Raw genomic sequence first — 15,173 nt, forward strand, 5'->3', positions numbered from 1 at the left:
CGGGCGCCCTGGATGACGTTGAGGCCGATACCGCCGAGCCCGAAGACCACGACATTGGCGCCGGGCCAGACCTTGGCGGTGTAGATCACCGCGCCGATCCCCGTCGTCACGCCGCAGCCGATATAGCAGATCTTGTCGAAGGGCKCGTCGTCGCGGACCTTAGCCACGGCGATCTCCGGCAACACCGTGAAATTCGCGAAGGTCGAGCAGCCCATATAGTGGAAGACCTCGCCGCCGTTGCAGGAGAAGCGCGAGGTGCCGTCCGGCATCACGCCMTGGCCTTGCGTCGCGCGGATCGCGGTGCAGAGATTGGTGCGGCGTGACAGGCAGCTTTTGCAATTCCGACATTCCGGCGTGTAGAGCGGAATGACGTGGTCGCCGACCTTGAGCGTGGTCACGCCGGCGCCGACCTCGCGGACGATGCCGGCGCCCTCATGGCCGAGGATCGCCGGGAACTTGCCCTCCGAATCCATGCCCGACAGCGTGTAGGCGTCGGTGTGGCAGATGCCGGTCGCCATCACCTCGACCAGGACCTCGCCCGCCTTCGGTCCGCCGATCTCGACCGTTTCGATGGTCAGCGGCTTCCGCGCCTCCCAGGCGACGGCTGCGCGTGTCTTCATGACCCGGGCCCTCCCAAGCAATCCCGATCAGGATTTCAGAACCCCCGACGCCTTTGCGATATGGGTGGAGATGAAATCCATCAGGGGCGGGGAGAGGCAATCATAGGGCTCGAGGCGAATTTCGCGCAGGCGTGCGCGTACCGCGCCCTGATTGGCCGGATCGGCCCCCGACTCGATGATCGAGGAAACGAAGGCGGCAAATTCCGGGGGCGACCAGCCGGTTTCCGGCGACAATTCGGTATGAACGAAATCAAGCCCGTAGAACGGATGGGCAGCCTTCTCGATGCGCCCGTACATATGGACGCCGCAGCCCTTGCAGGCGTGGCGCTGGATCGTGGCGGACTCATCGACGATCGCGAGCTTGTCGCCATTCTCGATCACGGTCACCTTGTTGCGCGGCGCCACCGCGACCATCGCAAACAACGCGCCCTTGGGCTTCCAGCATTTCGTGCAGCCGCAGGCGTGATTATGGGCCGATTGCGAGTCGACGCGGACCTTTACCGGGCGGTCCGTGCATTTGCAGACGAGCGTTCCGCCCTTGAAATCGGCGGAAGCCGGCGGGAGGCCGCGATCGATCGAGGGATGGATGGCAACGGTCTGGGTCATGATTTCGTCCTCCCTGTCGCCGGTATGATCACGCGTCTGGAACCACCTCGATCCCGCGCATGGAAATCCGGTGCTCGTCTACATGCGTCTGATGGCGCATGTCCGGCGTGCAATGTGGTATTTTTCTCTTCGCGACGCTTGCCCTAAAGGGAAGCATCCCTTGTCTGCCCGCGAAGACACGCCCCGGCCGGACGCGCCGAAGGCCATTCCTTGTGAGGGGGCGGCGATGTAGAGTGGCACGGTCGAAGCGGAATGCGCGACAATGACCCACGCGATCATATCCTTGAGCACCGCCACGACAGCGGCTCCGCTGCGGTCCGAGTACTGGGCTCAGGCGCTGGGCACGCTATGCGGGCCGCTTCGCGTCGATGCCTTCGGGGCCGGCACGATCGACGGGCATATCGATTATGCGACGATCCGGCGGCTGCGGCTCTGCCAGATCGAGGTCAGCCAACACCGGATCGCGCACCCCGCTTCATGCACTGAGCTGGGCGGTCGCCCGATAAAGGTGCTGTTTCAGACCGATGGCACCTCGCTGTTCGAGCAGGATGGCCGCCATTGCGTCATCACGCCCGGCGACTGTCTGATCTACGACGTGTCCAGGCCCCATGTGATCACGAGCGCGGCCCTGACGAAGCATCATGTCGTCATCATACCCCGGCAATTGCTGGAGCAACGTGGCGTGTCGCTCGATCCGCTCCTGGCGCAACAGGTTTCGGCTCGCGAAGGCGCGGGCCGCCTGGCCCATGATTTCGTCCTGTCCGCCTTTAACGAGGCCCCGGCACTGGCGGCGGGCTGCGAAGTCCAGGTCGCCGACACCTTGCTCGATCTCGTGCTGATGCCCTTCCTTTCGCAAACGTCCTTCAGGACCTCGGGGCGCGCGGCTCTTTCATCCCGGATCAAGGCCTTCATTCGCGAGAACCTGAGCGATCCGGACCTGGGCATCGAGCAGCTCTCGTCGGCCTTGGATTGCACGAAGCGCTATCTCCACATGTCCTTTGCCGATGAAGGCACGACGATCACCAGCTACATCTGGCAAGAGCGTCTGGAGAAATGCCTGGAAGAGCTCGAGTTCGGTTCGCGAACGGGCAAGACCCTGACCGATATCGCCTTTTCCTGGGGCTTCAGCAGCTCCTCGCATTTCACCCATCTGTTCAAGAAGCGCTACGGCATGCCGCCTTCGGCCATCCAAAGGCAGGCCGGTGATCCTGCGGGCTTCGGCCACGCCCCGCCAGTCGAACGGGGCAGCCTTGCGAGCGGTCCCCGAGGCTGATCACAAGCATGATCCGCTCTTGGCGGTTCAGGCAGATGCTCCAGCGCGGCAGCCTCCCCTATGCGCTGCCCGTTGGTCTTCGCATTTCCCGTCAAAGACCTGTAGGATGAGCCTCTCCGATGGCGGCTGGCGCGCGGTCTGCCTCGTCGTCGGACGGGCTGGGCCACGCAAAAGTGGGGGAGCAGTCGATGCTTGCGATCGTCATTTCGGTTTGCCTCGTCACGGACCCCTCGATTTGCCGGAATGAGCGGATTCCGCTGGCGATCACTGTCTCGCCGAACCAGTGCGCGAAGAGCGCGGCGCCCTATGTCGCGCAATGGAATGGCGAACATCCCGACTGGCGCGTCGTCCGCTGGCGCTGCGCCGGCGCGGATGAGAAGGACATTTGACGCGAGGGGCGCCTGGAGACGGTTGCGTCAAACGCCCTGATAGGTCCGGTAGATGAAATCGCTGCGCTCGGAGGCGGCTTCGGCTTCCGCCAGCGCAACGACCTCGCGATGCAGCGGCGACAATGAGCAGGCAGGGTCGGTCGCGGCCGCGTCGCCGGCCAGCGCCATGGCCTGGCAACGGCAGCCACCGAAATCCAGCTCCTTGCGCGCACAGCTGCGGCAGGGCTCCTGCATCCAGTCCGTGCCGCGGAAGGCATTGAACGCCCTGCCGCGATACCAGATCTCCGACAGGCTGGCGTCGCGGACATTGTMGAAGACCAGCCCCGCTATCGTCTCGGCCGCATGACAGGGCAGGGCGCGCCCTGTCGGCGTGATGTTCATCAACCGCGTGCCCCAGCCGCCCATGCAGGCTTTCGGGTAGCGGGCATAGTAATCGGGCAGCACGCAATCGATGACGAGGCGCCCGGCCGTGCGGCTTCTTGCCTCCTCGACATCCACCATCGCAGCTTCGACCTGCTTGCGCGTCGGCATCAACCTGGCGCGGTTGACCAGGCCCCAGCCGTAATACTGCACATGCGCGATCTCGATGCGCGCAGCACCCCATTCTTCCGCAAGCTCTACGAAGGCCGGAATCTGCTGCACGTTGTCCCGATGCACGACGGCATTGACGGTGAGCCGCAATCCGAGCCGGGCGATGGCGGCAGCGACTTCATGCTTGCGCTGCCACGCGCCCGTGTAACCGGCAACGCGATCGCAGGTTTCGGCATCGATCGCCTGAATGGAAAGCTGGATATGGTCGAGGCCCGCCTCAGTGACCGCGTCCAGCACGGCCGGCTGAAAGCCGACGCCGGAGGTGATCATGTTGGTATAGAGCCCGGCTTGATGCGCATATGCGACCAGTTCGGCGATGTCGCGCCGCAGCATCGGCTCGCCGCCCGAGAAATAGATATGCAGCACGCCGAGCGCGGCAGCCTCATCGATCAGCCGCTTCCACTCGGAGGTCGCGAGTTCGCCCGAGCGCCTGTCGAGCTCGAGCGGGTTGGAGCAATAGGGGCAACGCAGGGAACAGCGATGCGTCAACTCCGCCAGCAAACCCATCGGCGGCTGCAATTCGGGCCGAGCAGGCTGGGTCTGTGGAAGCGTCTCGACATCGCTCACAGGTCGACCATCCTTTGATCGGCAAGGCCGCGCAGGAACGTCATGACGTCGGCGGCGATCTCGTCCCGGTCCGCGTCGAAGGTCGTCGCCAGATCCTGGACGATGGTTTCGACGCAACTCACCCCATCGATGCGCTGCAGGATCTCGAGCGCCATCTCATCGGGCTCGAACACGCGCTCGGGACCGAGAAGGAACCATTGCCGGCGGCTATCATCAAAGCGCAGGCGCACGCCACGGGGCAGTACCGGGACGATGCTCGCGACGTCAGCGGTCGTAATGCCAGCAGTCATGGGCCAGCGCCTCGTTCAGGTTCGTCAAGCGTATCGGTGCCAGGGGCTCGATGGCGGGATCGACGCCAGACCTGCCGCGACCACGCCGCCACGGCTGGGGGGCACCTCAACCCGTCGCCTCCACTGTCGAGCGCGCGCCGGACCGCCCATCGTGTGACAGCAAGCGCAGGGCACAGCACGCGCGGTTATGAGCCCGCCATCCGCGATGCTCACAAATAGACGCCGCTTGCGACCGCACCCGACGGCTTCCCGCCTGACACGTGAACGGACACCAACAATCCCATCGTGGCAGCCATCCCCGACGGCGGAACCGGGCGCCAGCGCCCGCAACCGCTCCCGGGTCGACGGCCTGTTACTCAGAACGGACGCTTCAGAACTGTGCCGGAGCGTAAGACGTCACTTCGCAGCCGACTGTCACTTCGATGATTGCGGGTTTTTTCCACTTGCGCATGATCGGTTTCTCCAGATCGTCGCCAGCCTTCTCAAGAGTAGGCGCCGGGAGCCTACACCCGCCGGCAGCCTGTTGCAAACAGAGCCCGCCGTCTGTCCGGAAACTCACTGGCGAGGGCCGATCAGGGCTGTTCATGCGCGGCAAGGCGCGAGGGCGGGCGGCCCGGAGCGGCGGGCCATGCGCTGATCTCGGTGATGAATTTTTGCCGGAAGGCCCGCCCGAAATCCTCAAATCCCTGCGCCGGGAGCACGAAGGCGCCGGGGCCGCCGACGACGTTCTCGCCATACCAGCGCGCGAGCGTCTCAGCCTCGCTCCCTTCCAGGATCGGCAGCCCGTTGATGGTCAGGCCGATCGCGACCAGTTCATCGCGAACCTGCATCGGGGCGGCCTCGGGGTTGCAGTTTTCTTGTCCGTCCCCCGACACATCCAGGAGGACGCGCGTCGCCCGCATCGGGATTTGCGGCGTGATCTTGTCGGCGACGAAGCGCATCATCTGCGCCACGCAGGTGAATTCGCCGCCTTGCCGGGCGAGCCGGCGCAGTTTGCCTGCCAGCGCCCGCGCATCGGCGGCGCTGGCGACCCTGACCCACGGAATCGAGAAGCTAGGCTTGTCGGCCCAGAGGATGACGCTGATCGCGATCGCCTGGCGCGGCCCGCCGAGAATGGCCGCCTGCACGGAGGGGGCATCGAGCGCGTCCGCGATGCCGTCGATCTGCAGCCGATAGCGCCGCGCATCGACGGAATTCGACACGTCGATTGCCAGGATGAGGGCGGTATCGACGCTTCCCCGCGATTCAGCGCTGCCGTCCCGGGCGCCGGGCTGCATCACCAGCGCGGCCGCGAGGGCGATAAGCAAAGGGCGAACAGATCGATCGAGCAACAGCACCGGCATGTGCTCCGCAACGCGTTCGACTGAGCTACCTTACCGCCTTGTCGAGATTATGCGCCAGGGCGAGGCCCCGGGCGCTCTCCAGGCCCTTCACCCCGGTCAGGATCGCACCGTCGAAATCGACGCCGGTCAGATCGGCTTCGCTCAGATCCGCGGCGGTGAGGTCGGCCTTGGACAGATCGACATTGACCAGCATCGCCCCGGTCAGATCGGCATGCCGCAATTTGGCAAAGCGCAGCACGATGCCTGTCAGGTCGGTATGGCGCAGGATCGCGCCTGTCAGGTCGCAGCCGAAGAGCTCGGTGCGTAGCGTGGTCATCAGCGTTCCCCGCATATCCGCATAGTTGAAGACGGCTGCGGTCAGGTCGGCTCCGCGCATATCGGCGCCGCTCAGGTGGGCGACAATGACGGCGCGTGCAAGATTGGCGTTCCGGAAGCGAGGCGCTTCGCTTGCATCATAGGACAGGCTCGAAACGGCGCTGGGCAGCAGCAGGGTCGCGTCGGAGAGGTCGGCGCCGCTGAAATCGGTGCCGATGATCACCGCCCGGTCGAGCCGGGCACCGTGCAGATCGGTTCCAGAAAGATCGGCACGAACCAGATCGGCGCCAAAGAGATCGCTGCCGGCGAGCCGCGCCCGCCGGAAATCGAGGCCGCTCAGATCGAGGCCGCGCAAATCCTGTCCGCCGAGATCGGCACGCGCGCCGGGCGCGAGCTGGAACAATCGCTGCGTAACCTCGCGAACGGTCAGCTTGGCTTCGGCGACCGCCGGCATGGGCGTGCAGAACAGGCAGAGCGCGACAAGCGCGGCTGTCCTGCGGGCGCGTCTGGCTGGGTTATAGGGCTGCGTGATCAGCTTTCCTTTCCGCTCTTGACCGGCCAGCTGCCGTGCAGCACGCGGCCGTCCGTATCCTTCGCGACCGCGGTGAGCACATCATCAGGACCTGTCGACCGGAAGGTGAAGCGGATATTGGGGTCCGCGCTTAGCGAGATGCCGCCCTCCATGCGGAAGACGAGCGCATCGCCGCGCTTTACCTCGACATCCGTGATGAATTTCGCCGGGATGTAGTAGCCGGTCAGCTGGTTCATCTGCATCCCGGAATAATTCGGGTGCCGGATCATCAATTGCGCCTCGCGGGAGGTCGAGGCCGGGAGGCTTGCCTCGAATTGCCGCAGCTGCATCTTGCCGAGTTCGGCCTCGGCGAGCTCGGCATCCTTCGGTGCCGGCGCCGAGCAGCCGCCGGATGCCTTCACATATTTGGTGGTCATGTGCAGCGCCCCGGTGCTGGTTTCGACCACGGCGCGCACATTCGAATAGGCGTCGATCCGTACGCGCGTCGACAGCATGATCTCGCCCGAGCCCTCGCCAAAGAAGAAGGTGGCGGCAACCGGCGCCGGGTTCTTGTCGATCAGCAAGGTCAGTGTGAGCGGGGCCGATGCCTTGTCGCGGTCGATTTTCACGGTCAGCGGAACCAGGGCCGCGTCTTCGGCGCGCACGGGCGCTTCCAGCGTCACCAGCCCGTCCTCCTCGCTGATCGGCCGGTTCTGGAACACGTCCTGGTGGAGGCCGGGCCAGGGATCGTCCTCGGCCCGCGCCAGCGTAACCGGCAGGCCCGTGACCATGGCGCCGACAAGATAAAGGACGCTGCGGCGTGCGATGAGCTCAGTCATGGCATCCTCCGGTTCAGGCTGGCGGCGCTGCGATCACTCCCATTCAAGCTCGGCAAACGCGGCCGTKACATTGCGGGCGTTGAACTCGTCGAACAGGAGCCAGCTCTCCTTCTCGGAGAGCCCGGCGGTCGCGGCGGCCTCGGCAATCGATCGTCCCTCTTTTATCATGCGCCGCACATCCGCGGAAATTCTTTGCAGGTACTGCTTCTGCGGTTGCACGGCCTCGGGCCAGGCCGCCGCCGGTGGCCCATGGCCGGGCACGACACGCTTTGCCGCGACCTGTTCGAGGCGGCTGATCAGCGCCAGCCAGCCGCGGATCGATCCGTCGAGGGCCGGGACATGCCGCATGAAGAGCAGGTCGCCGAGAAAGAGTGTTCCCGAGGCCGTATCCCGAACGGTCAGGTCGTTGTCGGTATGCGCCGTCGGTTGCGCTTCGAGGATGAGCTCGCGTTCGCCGAGATCGATGACCGACTGGTCCTCGACGGCACGCGTCGGCGCGATCAGGCGGGTGCCGGCAAAGGCGTCCGGACCGAGCAGTTGCGCGTTGAGGGCAAGGTAGCGCTTGGCCCGCGCGGCCAAGGCACGCGCCAGTTTGTGATGGGCGATGAATTCCGGCCGGTCATCGGCAAAGGCGGCGTTCCCGAACAGATGGTCGGGATGCATATGCGTGTTGATCACGTAGCGAATGGGCTTGTCGGTCACCGTCCGGATCGCGGCGCGCAGCGCCTGCCCGATGGCCAGGCTGCCGCCGGTGTCGATCACGGCGACGGCATCGCGACCGATCACGAAGGACAGGTTGGCGATGTCGCCCCGATTTGACGGCGCAAAGAGCGCATAAGCGCCCTGATGCACGAAAACGCCAGGCGCGATCTCGGTGACGCTCAAGGGCAGGGCTGCCGGGGTTGTCTGGGCCGCCGCCGGGGAAACGGGTCCGCCTTCACGGCCAGGCAGTGCCAGTGCGAGACAGAGCATCGCTCCCAGCACAGCCCGGATGCGCCGGCCCCGTCTTGCACATGGCCGCCGATTGAGGGCGCGCAGCGAAGATCGCAGATCCGGGCGCGATGGCAGGGCAGCGGCGGCCATCCGCTCTCTTAGCATGCGGAAGAAGGCAGTGCCATTTCGCGCTTAGGTCGTGCCGTGTCTCAAGTTGATCTGTCTCCTCCCTGAATTGTGCGATGCAGCATTCATTGCGATTGCATTTGCGTAGGTCAGTAATCGTGACGTGTTGGCGCGTGTCCAGATCGTGTTTGGGCGTAATTTTGTAGGATTGGAGGGGATGGAATCTTGCTGCGATCTTGTCCGTCATCGAAAAAGGGCTTACACATGCACCGGTAGAAATCGGCTTCTATGACTGACGCCCGGTTGGCGTTGATGCAGTCGTAGCCTGAACGCATGCCGAAACGCCTGGACGCTTCGGGTGTTCAGCCGTGACCACGCTATGGAGCGCTATCGCAGCAGACAAAAAACGCCAGGAGGAACGTCATGCGCAAGCTTATACAATCGACAGCTTTGTTGACGACCGTGGCCTTTCCAGCGCTCGCGCTGGCTAATTCTGATGTGATCAAGCAGACATCTGATCCAAACCAATGGGCCATCCAGACTGGCGACTACGCGAATACGCGTTATTCCAAGCTCGACCAGATCAATCGAGACAACGTCAAGAATCTGAAGGTGGCGTGGACCTTCTCGACCGGCGTGCTGCGCGGCCATGAAGGCGCGCCCCTGGTCATCGGCAGCACGATGTATGTCCACACGCCGTTTCCAAACATCGTCTATGCGCTCGATCTGGATCAGGACGGCAAGATCCTCTGGAAATACGAGCCCAAGCAGGACCCGTCGGTCATTCCGGTGATGTGCTGCGATACGGTCTATCGCGGTGTCGCCTATGCGGACGGCATGATCTTCCTGCATCAGGCCGACACCACGGTGGTGGCGCTCGATGCCAAGACCGGCAAGGAAATCTGGAAGGTCGTCAACGGCGATCCGAAGAAGGGCGAGACCAATACGGCCACTGTCCTGCCGGTGAAGGACAAGGTCATCGTCGGCATTTCCGGAGCGGAATTCGGCGTGCGGGGACATGTCACCGCCTACGACATGAAGACAGGCAAGCAGCTCTGGCGGGCCTATTCGACCGGCCCCGACAGCGAGATGATGATCGATCCTGAGAAAACCACGTCGCTCGGCAAGCCGGTCGGCAAGGATTCCTCGCTGAAGACCTGGACGGGCGATCAGTGGAAGATCGGCGGCGGCTCGAGCTGGGGCTGGTATTCCTATGATCCGGAAACCAACCTGTTCTTCTACGGCACCGCCAATCCCTCGACCTGGAACCCGGTGCAGCGCGCCGGCGCCGACGGCAAGCCGATCGACCAGAAATGGACCATGTCGATCTTTGCCCGTGATGCCGACACCGGCGTCGCGAAATGGGCCTACCAGATGACGCCATTCGATGAGTGGGACTATGACGGCGTCAACGAGATGATCCTCGCCGATATCCCGGTTGGCGGCCAGCCCCGTAAGGCGCTCGTTCATTTCGACCGCAACGGGCTTGGCTACACGCTCGATCGTGTCACCGGTGAATTGCTCGTCGCCCAGAAATTCGACCCGAAGGTCAACTGGACGACCGGGGTCGTGATGGACAAGAACAGCCCGCAATATGGCCGTCCGCAGGTCGTGTCGGCCATGTCGACATTCCAGACCGGCCAGGACAAGAACACGAAGGGCGTCTGCCCGGCGGCGCTGGGCTCCAAGGACCAGCAACCGGCCGCCTATTCGCCGCGGACGGGTCTGTTCTACGTGCCGACGAACCATGTCTGCATGGATTACGAGCCGTTCCGCGTGTCCTATACGGCCGGCCAACCCTATGTCGGCGCAACCCTCTCGATGTATCCGGCACCCGGCAGCCATGGCGGCATGGGCAATTTCGTCGCCTGGGATGCAGGCCAGGGCAAGATCGTCTGGTCGGTTCCGGAGCAGTTCTCGGTCTGGTCGGGTGCGCTCGCGACCGCAGGCGGGGTGGTCTTCTACGGCACGCTGGAAGGTTACCTGAAGGCGGTTGACGAGAAGGACGGCAAGGAACTGTTCAAGTTCAAGACGCCGTCGGGCATCATCGGCAACGTCATGACCTATACCCACAAGGGCAAGCAGCAGGTCGCGGTCTTGTCCGGCATCGGTGGCTGGGCCGGGATCGGTCTCGCTGCCGGTTTGACCAATCCGACCGACGGTCTCGGCGCAGTCGGCGGCTATGCCGCGCTGCGCGACTACACCGCGCTCGGTGGTGTGTTAACGGTCTTCACGCTGCCATGATCGGCGCGTGACGGATGGCCGGCGCGGCTGAACAGGTTGCGCCGGCCTTTTTGATGCCCGCCCCGGCTGTCACGGCCGACAATCGACGATGCAGCGGCTACCGGAGAGGCTGAAAGTGAAACATTTCGGCATCGGCTTCGCACTTGCAGGTTTCGCTCTTTTGGCCGTGTTGTTGCCGGCGACCGGCGGGTCGTCGCAGGACAAGCCGGCAAAGACCGAACAGGATGGAAAATGGACGCTGGAGGACGGCACGCCGACCTACAACATCACGGCTGACGGCAAGGTCGACTGGTATACCTACTCCGGCTTCCGGCGGTACCATTCGGAATGCCATGTCTGTCACGGGCCGGAGGGGGAAGGGTCGAGCTATGCCCCGGCCCTGGTCGGGTCCCTGAAAACCATGAAATATACTGACTTCACGGAAGTGGTGGCTGGCGGGCGCACGATCACGCGCCCCGACAAGACGAGCGTCATGCCGGCGCTCGGCGATAACGCCAATGTCATGTGCTATCTCGACGACATCTACGTTTATCTCAAGGCGCGCGCCGATGGTGTGCTGCCGCGGGGCACGCGTCCGGAACGCGCCGTCGAAAAGCCGGAGACGGCCGTCCAAAATGAAAAGACCTGCATGGGCTCCTAGAGCGAGGCCCGGACGGCTGCGCAGCAGCTGCGTGTCCGGCCCTGCCACCACCCGGCCACCAGTGCGGGCATGGCGGCCCGCTGATGTCTTTCGCTGGCTGATCTGCTGCGCGATCCTCCTCTTCGCCGCGGGGGGCGCCAGCCACGCCGCCGAGACCGGCCGTGCCGATCTGGTCAATCACGAAGTCCTCCGCGTCTGCAGCGACCCGGCCAATTTGCCCTTCTCGAACGAGGCGGGGCAGGGCTTTGAGAACAAGATCGCCGAACTCGTCGCGGATGATTTGAAGCTTCCGCTCGAATACACTTGGTTTCCGCAGGCGACGGGATTTGTGCGCCAGACGCTGTTCGCAAAGCGCTGCGACCTGATCATCGGTTACGCGCAGGGCGACGATCTCGTCCTCAACAGCAACCATTATTACCGCTCGAGCTATGTCCTGGTTCATCGGCCGGGGCAGAGGCTCGACGGCGTCGTTACGCTTGCCGACGAGCGGTTGAAGGACAAGCGCATCGGCATCGTCGCCGGCACACCGCCCGGGAACATCATGGCGATGCTCGGCCTGATGCAGAAGGCAAGGCCCTATCCGCTGACGGTCGACCGGCGCTTCGACTCTCCCGCGGAGCGCATGATCGCCGATATCCGTTCCGGAGAGATCGATGCCGGAATCCTGTGGGGGCCGATCGGCGGCTATTTCGCCAGCCGCGGCGGCGAAAAGCTGACCGTGACGCCGCTGCTGAGGGAAACGATGGGGCCGCGCATGGCCTATCGGATCACCTTCGGCGTGCGTCATCAGGAGGATGACTGGAAACGCAAGTTGAACGAGATCATCGCCAGGAGGCAGGGCGATATCGATGCGATCCTGCTGGATTTCGGCGTGCCGCTGCTGGACGAGGACACGGTGCCGATCACAGCGCCGCGGCGCTGACCATGTGGCGCGGCACTGCCCTGTTGGCACTCTGGCTGGCGGCGGGGTCAGCGGCCGGCGGCCTGGCGTGGGCCGTCCCGGACGAACCCGCAGGCTATCGTACCGAGAATTATCGCGCGCCGGTTCCAGCGATGCTCCAGGGCGCCCGCGTCATCGACACACGGGCAGCAGAGCTGCTGTGGCGCGGGAAATCAGCCGTCTTCATCGATGTCCTGCCACGCCCCGTGAAACCCGACAACCTGCCGGCGAACATGGTCTGGCGCGAGGCGCCGCATCGCAGCATTCCGGGCGCGGTCTGGCTGGCCAATACCGGCTATGGCGTCATCCCCGAACCGTTGCTGCAGGCCTTCCAGGCGCAGCTCGCGACGCTCACCGGCGGCGACAAGGCGAAAACGCTGGTCTTCTTCTGCCTGAAGGATTGCTGGATGTCCTGGAACGCAGCCAAGCGCGCCGTCTCTTGGGGGTACAGCAATGTCATCTGGTTTCCCGACGGCAGCGATGGCTGGGGCGAGGCGCTGCTTCCGCTCGTCGAGATTGCGCCGGGGCTATGAGACCCGCGCCGGACCGAAGCGCCCGGCACCGAAGTGCCGTGGCCGCGGCGAGGCGGCGTCAATCCTTCATCAGCGCCCGGATTTCGCGGGCGAGATCGAAGGCGCGCTGCTCGATCTGCACGGGTATCTCGCAGGCGAGGGGCAGAGATTCCTGCCTCTCGGCGAAGAACCGCGTATCCCACTTGTACCTGTCCTCCGCCACGGTGAGCTCCGCCTTGGCCTTCTCGTCCAGCGCCGCCTTGGCGCGCAGCGCACCCAGCGCCGCTCCCTGCTCCTGGATCCGCTCGGCGAGCTGCCTTTGCCGATGCTGAAACCGGCCGATCCCTGCGAGCACGATGGCGCGGTCGTCATTGATGGTCTTCAACACGCCGGCGAACAGCATTTTCAGCTTCTCGTCCCGGCTTGAGTCCGGCTGGGCCTTGGCCCATTGCGCCAGGCTCTCGCTTGCTTGCTCCATCGGGTTGGCGCGGCTGACGAGTGCCTTGATCAGGCGCTCCATCTCCGCGTCGTCCTGCCAGCCGGTGAGCGCCTCGACATCGGGGCCATCCCACATCTGCGCCGCAGTGAGCGTCGCGACCCTGCGCTGCACGCAGGGCCATTCCGGTTCGTCCGGGCGCGCCGGCAAGGCTGCGAACATGCCCGCGAACAGGGCCGCGCCGCAGGCGATCCTGAGCCTCGTGCGGATCAGGCGTTGGCTCGGGACAAGACCTCTCGGGAACGTCATGCCGTGCCTCCGGGAGCACCACGCCGACCCAGCAAACCCTTCGATGGATTATAGGCGTAAATGGCGGCAGCGAGAAAGACGGCGGTAAAACCCAGCACCGCCGCAAGCGAGACAGGATCAATCTGCGCGTAGAGGGCGAAGCGGATCAGTTCKACCGCATGGGTGAAGGGATTGAAGCGGCAGATCTCATAGAGCAGCGGGCTCGATTCCCGGATGCGCCACAGCGGATAGAGCGCGGACGAGGCAAAGAACATCGGGAAGATCACGAAGTTCATGACCCCGGCGAAGTTCTCCAACTGCTTGATGATCGACGACATGAACAGGGCGAGCGCGCCCAGCATCAGGCTCGCCAGGAACAAGGCCGGCAGCACCGTGAGGTAGCCGAGCAAGGGCGGCTCGATTTCCCAGAAATAGGCGATCAGCAGAAAGACATAGACCTGCAGCAGCGCCACCGCGCCGCCGCCGATCAGCTTCGATGTCAGCAGGAACCAGCGCGGAAACGGGCTGACGAGCAAGGTTCGCATCGTGCCGGTTTCGCGGTCATAGACCATCGAGAGCGAGGACTGCATGGCATTGAAGAGCAGGATCATGCCGATCAGGCCCGGCGTCACGAAGACCTCGTAGAGGACATAGGTTTCATAGGGCGGGATGATCGAGACGCCGAGAACCTGGCGAAAGCCGGCGGCGAAGATGAAGAGCCAGACGAGCGGCCGCACCAACGCGGAGAGGAAGCGTTCGCGCTGATGGATGAAGCGCAGCATCTCGCGCCAGACGATGCCGTTGAAGCAGGCGAGATAACCAGAGAAGCCCGAGCGCTCCGGCGCGTCCGCCAGTGTCGGTGGCGCATGATCCAGCGGGATGGTCTTCATGCCGCCACCGTGCCGGCAGGATTGGCAGCCGCAGAGCCCGTCATCGTCGTGAATGCCTCGCGTATCGTTGCCGTGCCCGTCATGGCGAGCAGGTTGTCGTGATCGCCGGCAAACAGAACCCGGCCCTTGTGCAGGATGACGATGCGATCGCTCGGCGCGACCTCGTCGATCAGATGAGTCGCCCACAGGACGCCGAGCCCCTGGCTGGCGACGAGATCGCGCACCAGGGCGATGATGCCCTCGCGCGCTCCGATATCGAGGCCGACGGTGGCTTCATCGAGCAGAAGGCAACGCGGCTCGTGCAGCAGGGCACGCGCGATCTCGACCCTGCGCGCCTGGCCGCCCGACAGCGCACGCACCTTGTCGCGTGCCTTGTCGGAGAGCCCGATGATGTCGAGCAGTTCCATGGCGCGCGCCCGCGCCGCGGCGAGACCGAAACCATGCAGCGCCGCATGATAGGCGAGGTTTTGCAGCAGGCTCAGGTCGGCATCGAGCGAGCGGCTCTGGAACACCACGCCGATCTGCCGCAGCGCTGCCKACGGGGCGCKACGCACATCATTGCCGAAGACCCGGATCTCGCCGCTGACATTGTCATAGAGCCGCGTGATCAGCGCAAACAGCGTCGATTTACCCGCGCCGTTGAGGCCGAGCAGAACGGTGAACGAACCGGCCGGAACCTCCAGCGACACATCGACGAGGGCACGCCGCTCGCCGAAGGCATGGCTGACCCCGGCGACCGAGAGCGCCATGCCGACCCGCCGATCGTCGAATGCTGCGTTCACGTGACGATGATCCGCGCCGCGTTAGCCAAAGATGGAGC

At 64.5% G+C, this 15,173-nt stretch carries 18 protein-coding genes; 6 read left to right on the forward strand and 12 right to left on the reverse strand.

All coding sequences use genetic code 11. The annotated features are described in order from the left end of the window. Positions 1-620, reverse strand: a 620-nt coding sequence (locus AC1DIO_RS26935) for an alcohol dehydrogenase catalytic domain-containing protein (RefSeq protein ID WP_476854356.1), incomplete at its 3' end; no start/stop codon positions are given. Positions 621-647: 27 nt separating this feature from the next. After that, positions 648-1,226 carry an S-(hydroxymethyl)glutathione synthase gene (gfa, locus tag AC1DIO_RS26940; protein WP_441493153.1) on the reverse strand — a complete coding sequence of 193 codons (579 nt, stop codon included), beginning with the start codon at positions 1,224-1,226 and terminating at the stop codon, positions 648-650. 262 nt (positions 1,227-1,488) lie between these two features. Between gfa and AC1DIO_RS26945 the strand changes: the two genes are divergently transcribed. Both AC1DIO_RS26945 and AC1DIO_RS26950 read left to right on the forward strand, forming a co-directional pair. Then, positions 1,489-2,499, forward strand: coding sequence for an AraC-like ligand-binding domain-containing protein (locus AC1DIO_RS26945; protein WP_476770938.1), 1,011 nt, complete (start codon positions 1,489-1,491; stop codon positions 2,497-2,499). 188 nt (positions 2,500-2,687) lie between these two features. After that, a complete protein-coding gene (locus AC1DIO_RS26950) occupies positions 2,688-2,888 on the forward strand; it encodes a hypothetical protein (RefSeq protein ID WP_441493151.1) in 201 nt (66 codons plus the stop codon). A gap of 27 nt (positions 2,889-2,915) precedes the next feature. On the opposite strand, the gene pqqE is transcribed toward AC1DIO_RS26950, so the two are convergent. The 7 genes from pqqE to AC1DIO_RS26985 form a co-directional block, all read right to left on the reverse strand. Beyond that, entirely contained in the window at positions 2,916-3,986 is a 1,071-nt protein-coding gene (gene pqqE / locus AC1DIO_RS26955; protein ID WP_476854372.1) for a pyrroloquinoline quinone biosynthesis protein PqqE, read from the reverse strand. Between the two features lie 56 nt (positions 3,987-4,042). Continuing rightward, positions 4,043-4,336 carry a pyrroloquinoline quinone biosynthesis peptide chaperone PqqD gene (gene pqqD, locus AC1DIO_RS26960; protein ID WP_441493150.1) on the reverse strand — a complete coding sequence of 98 codons (294 nt, stop codon included), beginning with the start codon at positions 4,334-4,336 and terminating at the stop codon, positions 4,043-4,045. 370 nt (positions 4,337-4,706) lie between these two features. Further along, entirely contained in the window at positions 4,707-4,922 is a 216-nt protein-coding gene (gene pqqA, locus AC1DIO_RS26965) for a pyrroloquinoline quinone precursor peptide PqqA (RefSeq protein WP_441508410.1), read from the reverse strand. Then, on the reverse strand, positions 4,909-5,643 hold the full coding sequence (locus tag AC1DIO_RS26970) for a DUF1194 domain-containing protein (RefSeq protein WP_441508411.1): 735 nt from the start codon (positions 5,641-5,643) through the stop codon (positions 4,909-4,911). The genes pqqA and AC1DIO_RS26970 overlap by 14 nt, the downstream gene beginning before the upstream one ends. Before the next feature lie 61 nt (positions 5,644-5,704). Continuing rightward, positions 5,705-6,448: a pentapeptide repeat-containing protein gene (locus AC1DIO_RS26975; protein WP_441508412.1), complete on the reverse strand. Its 744-nt coding sequence runs from the start codon at positions 6,446-6,448 to the stop codon at positions 5,705-5,707. A gap of 77 nt (positions 6,449-6,525) precedes the next feature. Then, positions 6,526-7,344 (reverse strand): quinoprotein dehydrogenase-associated SoxYZ-like carrier, encoded by an 819-nt coding sequence (locus tag AC1DIO_RS26980; RefSeq protein WP_441493147.1) that lies wholly within the window; start codon positions 7,342-7,344, stop codon positions 6,526-6,528. 33 nt (positions 7,345-7,377) lie between these two features. After that, complete coding sequence (locus AC1DIO_RS26985) at positions 7,378-8,316, reverse strand: quinoprotein relay system zinc metallohydrolase 2 (RefSeq protein WP_441508413.1); 939 nt, start codon at positions 8,314-8,316, stop codon at positions 7,378-7,380. Positions 8,317-8,826: 510 nt separating this feature from the next. Here AC1DIO_RS26985 and AC1DIO_RS26990 point away from each other — a divergent pair. The 4 genes from AC1DIO_RS26990 to AC1DIO_RS27005 all read left to right on the forward strand — a co-directional run bounded on the left by AC1DIO_RS26990 (position 8,827) and on the right by AC1DIO_RS27005 (position 12,760). After that, positions 8,827-10,647, forward strand: coding sequence for a methanol/ethanol family PQQ-dependent dehydrogenase (locus tag AC1DIO_RS26990; RefSeq protein ID WP_441508414.1), 1,821 nt, complete (start codon positions 8,827-8,829; stop codon positions 10,645-10,647). Between the two features lie 115 nt (positions 10,648-10,762). Continuing rightward, positions 10,763-11,287 carry a c-type cytochrome, methanol metabolism-related gene (locus AC1DIO_RS26995; protein WP_441493144.1) on the forward strand — a complete coding sequence of 175 codons (525 nt, stop codon included), beginning with the start codon at positions 10,763-10,765 and terminating at the stop codon, positions 11,285-11,287. Beyond that, the gene (locus tag AC1DIO_RS27000; protein ID WP_476854357.1) at positions 11,262-12,209 is read left to right on the forward strand and encodes a substrate-binding domain-containing protein; all 948 of its coding nucleotides are present in this window, start codon (positions 11,262-11,264) and stop codon (positions 12,207-12,209) included. Before AC1DIO_RS26995 ends, AC1DIO_RS27000 begins: the two co-directional genes overlap by 26 nt. Positions 12,210-12,211: 2 nt before the next feature. Further along, on the forward strand, positions 12,212-12,760 hold the full coding sequence (locus tag AC1DIO_RS27005) for a PQQ-dependent catabolism-associated CXXCW motif protein (RefSeq protein WP_441508415.1): 549 nt from the start codon (positions 12,212-12,214) through the stop codon (positions 12,758-12,760). Between the two features lie 58 nt (positions 12,761-12,818). On the opposite strand, the gene AC1DIO_RS27010 is transcribed toward AC1DIO_RS27005, so the two are convergent. Genes AC1DIO_RS27010 through AC1DIO_RS27020 form a run of 3 tightly spaced genes read right to left on the reverse strand, consistent with a single transcriptional unit; the run spans position 12,819 to position 15,102 of the window. After that, entirely contained in the window at positions 12,819-13,484 is a 666-nt protein-coding gene (locus AC1DIO_RS27010) for a hypothetical protein (protein ID WP_441508416.1), read from the reverse strand. Further along, entirely contained in the window at positions 13,481-14,353 is an 873-nt protein-coding gene (locus AC1DIO_RS27015; RefSeq protein WP_441508417.1) for an ABC transporter permease, read from the reverse strand. The genes AC1DIO_RS27010 and AC1DIO_RS27015 overlap by 4 nt, the downstream gene beginning before the upstream one ends. Further along, the gene (locus AC1DIO_RS27020) at positions 14,350-15,102 is read right to left on the reverse strand and encodes an ABC transporter ATP-binding protein (RefSeq protein WP_476854373.1); all 753 of its coding nucleotides are present in this window, start codon (positions 15,100-15,102) and stop codon (positions 14,350-14,352) included. The genes AC1DIO_RS27015 and AC1DIO_RS27020 overlap by 4 nt, the downstream gene beginning before the upstream one ends. Between the last annotated feature and the right edge of the window lie 71 nt (positions 15,103-15,173).

It is taken from the genome of Allobosea sp. 05T439 (assembly GCF_056396005.1).